The organism is Synechococcus sp. R55.2 (genome assembly GCF_047462075.1).
Classification (GTDB): domain Bacteria; phylum Cyanobacteriota; class Cyanobacteriia; order Thermostichales; family Thermostichaceae; genus Thermostichus.
Window position 1 is genome coordinate 1 of sequence record NZ_JANSIH010000226.1, and the last position, 5,393, is coordinate 5,393.

The window sequence follows — 5,393 nt, forward strand, 5'->3', positions numbered from 1 at the left end:
GGTTGGCTTGCCAACTACAGGGCTACCGAAAGCCTGCACTCTTTCGCTTTAGCGGTGCGGAGCGCTCTGCGTCAGCATGAGTGCGGGTAGTTTACTAGAGGCGCTGGATGGCAACAGGAACTTGGGGAGTGGCAATGGTGCAGGTCGCGGTGTTGGCAGAACAGGCACAAAGCTGTGCCCAGCGGTTGGGGATCCCTCAGTTTGATCTCTACGGGGCTCAAGTGGATGAAACCAGCGTGCAGGTAGATCATGGGGAACCTCGCCAGGTCAAGGCTTCCCACCGCTGCAGCGTGACGGTGCGGGCCTGGAACGACCAAGGGCAGGTGGGGGTGACCTCCACCACCGATGTGGATGAGGCGGGGCTAGAACTGGCCCTGCAAACGGCCTTTGAAGCCAGCCGTTTTGGCGTGCGGGAACATGCCCCTCAATTCAGCCCAGAAGCCACTCTGCCTATTGCTCAGCCTTGTAACGACAAAGGGCCGTTGGCTTTGGCCGGCGACTTGTTGGAACAGTTGGTGGCTGCCGAAAAGGCACTCCTGGGATCCCATCCCGCCATTCAGGGGGTGCCCTACAACGGCCTAGCGCAGCGGCAGATCAACCGCTTCTACCTCAACAGCCACCAAGCCCTGCGACAAGAGGAGCATACCCTCGCTTCGGTTTTTCTCTACAGCAAGGCAGAGCAAGAGGGCCGCAAACCCCGCAGTGCCGGAGCCATGCGAGTGGCCCGCAGCCTGGATGAGTTGGATATCCAGGGTTGTGTGCAGGAAGCTGCTGAGAAATTGATGAGCCATCTGGAGTACGAGCGGATCCCCTCTGGAAAATACACAGTGGTCTTTTCCGGAGAAGCCTTTTTGAGTTTGTTGGGCGCCTTCTCCAATGTGTTCAATGCCCAAAACATTTTGGACAACCAAAGCCTGTCCACCCCAGAATCCCTGGGCAAGACCATTGCCTCGCCTCTTCTATCGGTGTGTGACGATGCCCTACACCCGACCAATGTGGGAGCGATCAGCTTTGATGGAGAAGGCACCCCCACCCGCCGTGTCCCTCTCATCACCAATGGGGTCTTGACCCACTTTTTGCACAGCGCCGGTACGGCTAAGCGCCTAGGAGCCCAGCCCACAGGCCACGCCAATATCGGTGCTAAGGTCACGGTTGCTGCCCACTACTACCATGTGTTTGCCGGGGCACCGCCGGAGAGCACCTATGACTTGGCTACGGCTGAAAATGTAGTTTGGATCGATGAGCTGCAAGCGCTTCATGCCGGCGTTAAGCCCCTACAGGGATCCTTCTCGCTGCCGTTTCAGGGGTGGTGGGTGCGCCAAGGAGAGCGCATCAGCATCGAAGCGGCCACGGTGGCCGGAGACTTCCTGGAGCTGTTGAAGTCGATTTTCTACGTCGAGCCCGAGCCGCAAGTCACACCCGGTGGGCTGTGTCCCCGCATTTGGGTTGCCGATCTCTCCATTACCGGGCAATAACCTCACTTCAAACTCATGCAACTGACCCGCATCGACCTCAACAGTTGGCTCATCCACACCCGGGAGCAAACCTTCCTATTGGATCCGTGGCTGGTGGATCCCCTGGTGTTTCTGGGGATCCCCTGGTTCATCCGCCTGGAGCACCGCCAACCACCCCCCTTTACGCCGGAGACCCTGCCCAAAATCGACGGGATCCTCCTCAGCCAAGCCCAGCCGGATCACTGCCACCCGCCAACGCTGCAGCGCCTGGATAAGCGGATCCCCGTTTTGGCCTCGCCGGCTGCAGCCAGAGTCGTGAAGAGTCTGGGATTTGCAACGGTTCAGGCTCTGGATCCCTGGCAGTCTGTTCGCTGGGGGGATCTGCGGGTCACAGCCATTCCCGGTGCGTCCCTAGGGCCTGTCCGTGAGCTGGGCTATCTGCTGGAAGAGGTGCCCTCCCAGACACGGCTTTACTACGAGCCTCATCTTTCCCAACCGGATATCCGGCTGCGATTGCAGCAGGAATTGTGCCCCATTCATACTCTGCTGATCCCGGTGGTGGGGCAGATCTTTCCCCTCTTGGGAGAGGTGATCATGGGGCCAGAGCGGGCCCTGGAGGTGGTGGCAGCCCTACGCCCCCAGCAGGTGATCCCTACGGCGATGGGAGAGGTGGACTACCACGGCTGGTTTGCCGCCCAGATCCGCCCCTTGGGCAGCCTGCAGGAGTTTCGAGAAAAGCTGGCAGCCTTGAATGCCGCCACGTCCCAATCCATCCAGTTGTGTTGCCCCGCCCCTGGGGAAACGGTGTCTCTTTCTGTCGTGGCCAAGACATGAGCCTTCCTTCCCAAGCCCCGCCTAGCGCCGATCTGGTGGCCATCTTGCGGGCAGATTACGCTCGCTTTCCCCGGGATCAGACCTATGCGATCTACGACCCGCAGGTTTACTTCCGGGATCCCCTCAACGAGTTTCGCGGCTTGGATCGCTATCGCCGCATGATCGAGGGGATAGGGCGTTGGATAGAGGATATCCGTCTCGAGCTGCAGGATATTCGGCAAACCGGCAACCAGATCCGCACCGAGTGGATCCTAAGCGGTGCTTTGGCTTTGCCTTGGCGTCCCCGCCTGTGCATCCCTGGCTGGACAGAAATACAGATCAACGAGTCGGGGTTAATCGGATCCCATATTGACTACTGGCGATGCTCCCGCTGGGAAGTGCTGCTGCAAATGTTTCGGCCTGGGGATCCCAAAGGATCTCATTGATGGCTTCCATCCTCTGCTAGGATCACAAAGCTGACTTTTTAGCTCTCTGGAAAGTCGCCCCTGTTCTCAATCTGGAGAGATGGCCGAGTGGTCGAAGGCGCAGCACTGGAAATGCTGTGTGGGGCAACTCACCGTGGGTTCGAATCCCACTCTCTCCGCTGGAACTTGTTTGTGAGAGCAACTCACCGTGGGTAAGGCCATCCGGCCCGCTGGCGCGACCGAATCCCACTCTCTCCGTAATCCGATAACGTCCACTGAAGTCCAGAAAGCTCTTACCCAGCAAGGCTTCTGGGCTTTTTAGTGTCCACGATAGACCGGGGAAACCCACTGTAATCCAGGCTAAAGTGGGACACAATAGGGGATATAACAGACGGGGTGGGACATGGCCCTGTCAGAGATGGCCATTCGGAATGCCAAACTCAAGGACAAGCCGTACCAGTTGCCGAATAGAGAAGCAAGGCCATCCTGCCTGCCGAAGTTTTTGCCGAACCAGCTGACTATAGACTAACGGCCAACCGTAGGACGATGCCGACAAGAGCTACGGTGGCAGCTCCAATCAAGGCAAAAGCCAGGTTAACCACTTGGGCGCTAGCCTTTTGATAGGTGTCAATTCGTTCTAGGATCACCCGGTTTTCTATCCCCTGCTCGGCCCAACGTCTCTCCTGCTCAGCCCAACGTCTTTCCTGCTCGGCCCAGCGCTTTGCTTGATCGGCTGCCAGGGCTTCTAGCCGCTCGTTGGTTCTGGAGACATCCTGCCGGAGTCCTTCCACATCCTGTCGGATCTCTTCCACATCTTGCCGGATCTCTTCAATAACACTCAACACATCCCTGAGGGTGGGTTCACCGGCGGGCATCATAGAGCTGCAACCTCACTGAACAGCAAACGGTCTGAGCTCGCTAGATCAACTCGCTCACCGGGAAGCGATCCAGCATTTTTTGGGCTTGACGGGCATTTTCCCGTAACTCCGCCGGCAGATGGGGAACATAAGGGATCTGAGAAAGCAAATCCAGCGTGCGGCGGATCAGGCGCACCAGGTCTCCGGCATCTAGGTTGGTGCTGGCTTCCAGGGTCTCCCAAGGGATCCCTTGCGCCCAATGTTCGACGATCCCGGCCAAGCTGGGCTCAAACCCGATCGGCACATGAAACACCTGGTGTTGGCGTTGGCTGCGGAACAGTTGCCGCCGTAAACCCCGTAACCCGTGCAGCACATCTTCCACCACTCCTGAGGTGCGCAACCGGCTGTAGATGCCTGAACGGGGAGCCTCTGAGACCAAGGCAGCCACAACTCCGGCCAAATGATGGGGAGCACAGCCCTGACACTCACCCGAGAGCAGAGCCAGCGCCAGCCAGAGCTCGTTATCCCCCCGCAGCGCGGCCACCACCTCTCCGCTATCGGTAGGTTGATATTCTTGCAGACAGTCGAAATCCTGCAACACCCCCACCAAGGCCATAAATTGCTGCCAGCGCAACTCCTGCACGGAATCGCTTTGCCGCTCCAGGTGCTCGAGGCGCTTGAGCAAGCGCTGGCGTTTTTCTCGCAAACCCAGCAATTTTTTCCCCACTTGGTGAGCGGGATTCTCTCGGATTTGAGCTTCTAGGGCGCGAATTTTTTCCTCTTGGGCTTGGATGTGGGGAAAAGCCAACAGACGCAAGGTGGGATCCGGCTCGGCTTCCCGTTGTTTGAGCAAGTAGCGCAAAATGCGCCGTTCTTCCCGCCGTTGCGCCTGCATTTTCTCATAGCGGGCAATGTCTTCGTCGGAAACGTTTGCCAGGATGCGATCGATCTCTTGTAGCTCGGCCCGCGTGTGTTGGATTTCCTGTTGTGCGGGCAACTTTTGCAACGAGAGCAAATATTGTCCAAAGCTGCGGTTGATCAGATCCCGTGCTGCTTCCAAAGAGTGCTTTTGCAGCAGGTTCAGCACCATGCCATAGGTGGGGGTAAACTGGCTCACCAAGGGATCCGCTCCAGAGGTGGCCAGCCGCGCAGCTTCTTGGGCCCCCTCAAACGGGGATTGCACCGTCACCACATGGCCGATGATGTCCTTGCCCCGCCGTCCGGCTCGGCCCGACATTTGCATAAACTCAGAAGCGGTCAAGAGGCGGTGGCCCGTGTCGGTGCGCTTGGAAAGGGAAGAGATCACCGTGGTTCGCGCAGGCATGTTGATCCCGGCGGCCAAAGTCTCGGTGGCGAAGACCAGCTTCACCAATCCCTGCTGAAACAGATGCTCCACCAGCCCCTTCCAGGCAGGCAACATACCGGCATGGTGAGCGGCAATGCCCCGGTAAAGGGCATCCAACTGATCTCGGCGGACAGCTTCGGGCGTTTCTCGACAAAAGCGGTCGATCTGCTCAGCCAACTGCTGCCGCTCTTCCTCGCTGGCTATCAGGTCCAGATCCCTTACGCTGGCCACGGCCATATCACAGCCTTTGCGACTGAAGATGAAATAGATGGCCGGCAGCATGTCCCGCTGGCGCAAGTTTTCCAACACCTGCGCTATGTCCGGCACTCCTGCCCAGGAGGGCTCGTGGGAGTTGGGCCGTTTGCTTTTCAAGCGGCGGTTGCGAACCCACTGCCCCGACTCCGTTTGTTCCAGCAGCGGAAATAGCCCTTTGTGATTGGCAAAGTGAAATTGCAGCGGTCCAGGTCGATGGTTGGAGTCGATCCGATGGGTGGGGCCA

Annotated in this window: 5 protein-coding genes and 1 tRNA gene; 4 read left to right on the plus strand and 2 right to left on the minus strand. The window is 58.5% G+C overall.

The genetic code is table 11. From position 1 onward, the window contains the following. Positions 1–134: 134 nt before the first annotated feature. From NW838_RS07745 to NW838_RS07760, 4 genes are all read left to right on the plus strand, one after another. Positions 135–1,475, plus strand: a complete 1,341-nt coding sequence (locus tag NW838_RS07745) for a TldD/PmbA family protein (RefSeq protein WP_414427804.1) — start codon at positions 135–137, stop codon at positions 1,473–1,475. Positions 1,476–1,490: 15 nt separating this feature from the next. Continuing rightward, complete coding sequence (locus tag NW838_RS07750) at positions 1,491–2,288, plus strand: MBL fold metallo-hydrolase (protein WP_414358118.1); 798 nt, start codon at positions 1,491–1,493, stop codon at positions 2,286–2,288. After that, the gene (locus tag NW838_RS07755; protein WP_414358121.1) at positions 2,285–2,713 is read left to right on the plus strand and encodes a DUF2358 domain-containing protein; all 429 of its coding nucleotides are present in this window, start codon (positions 2,285–2,287) and stop codon (positions 2,711–2,713) included. Before NW838_RS07750 ends, NW838_RS07755 begins: the two co-directional genes overlap by 4 nt. Positions 2,714–2,786: 73 nt before the next feature. After that, positions 2,787–2,871: transfer RNA gene (locus NW838_RS07760), tRNA-Ser, on the plus strand. Between the two features lie 339 nt (positions 2,872–3,210). On the opposite strand, the gene NW838_RS07765 is transcribed toward NW838_RS07760, so the two are convergent. Next, a complete protein-coding gene (locus tag NW838_RS07765) occupies positions 3,211–3,570 on the minus strand; it encodes a hypothetical protein (RefSeq protein WP_414331067.1) in 360 nt (119 codons plus the stop codon). A 40-nt stretch (positions 3,571–3,610) separates the two neighbouring features. Further along, on the minus strand, positions 3,611–5,393 hold a 1,783-nt coding region (locus NW838_RS07770), incomplete at its 5' end, for a helicase-related protein (protein WP_414427803.1).

Bases quoted from the DNA above. Each gene is read 5' to 3' on its own strand.
- NW838_RS07745 (WP_414427804.1), top strand. From the start codon at position 135: ATGGTGCAGGTCGCGGTGTTGGCAGAACAGGCACAAAGCTGTGCCCAG.
- NW838_RS07750 (WP_414358118.1), top strand. From the start codon at position 1,491: ATGCAACTGACCCGCATCGACCTCAACAGTTGGCTCATCCACACCCGG.
- NW838_RS07765 (WP_414331067.1), bottom strand. From the start codon at position 3,570: ATGATGCCCGCCGGTGAACCCACCCTCAGGGATGTGTTGAGTGTTATT.
- NW838_RS07755 (WP_414358121.1), top strand. From the start codon at position 2,285: ATGAGCCTTCCTTCCCAAGCCCCGCCTAGCGCCGATCTGGTGGCCATC.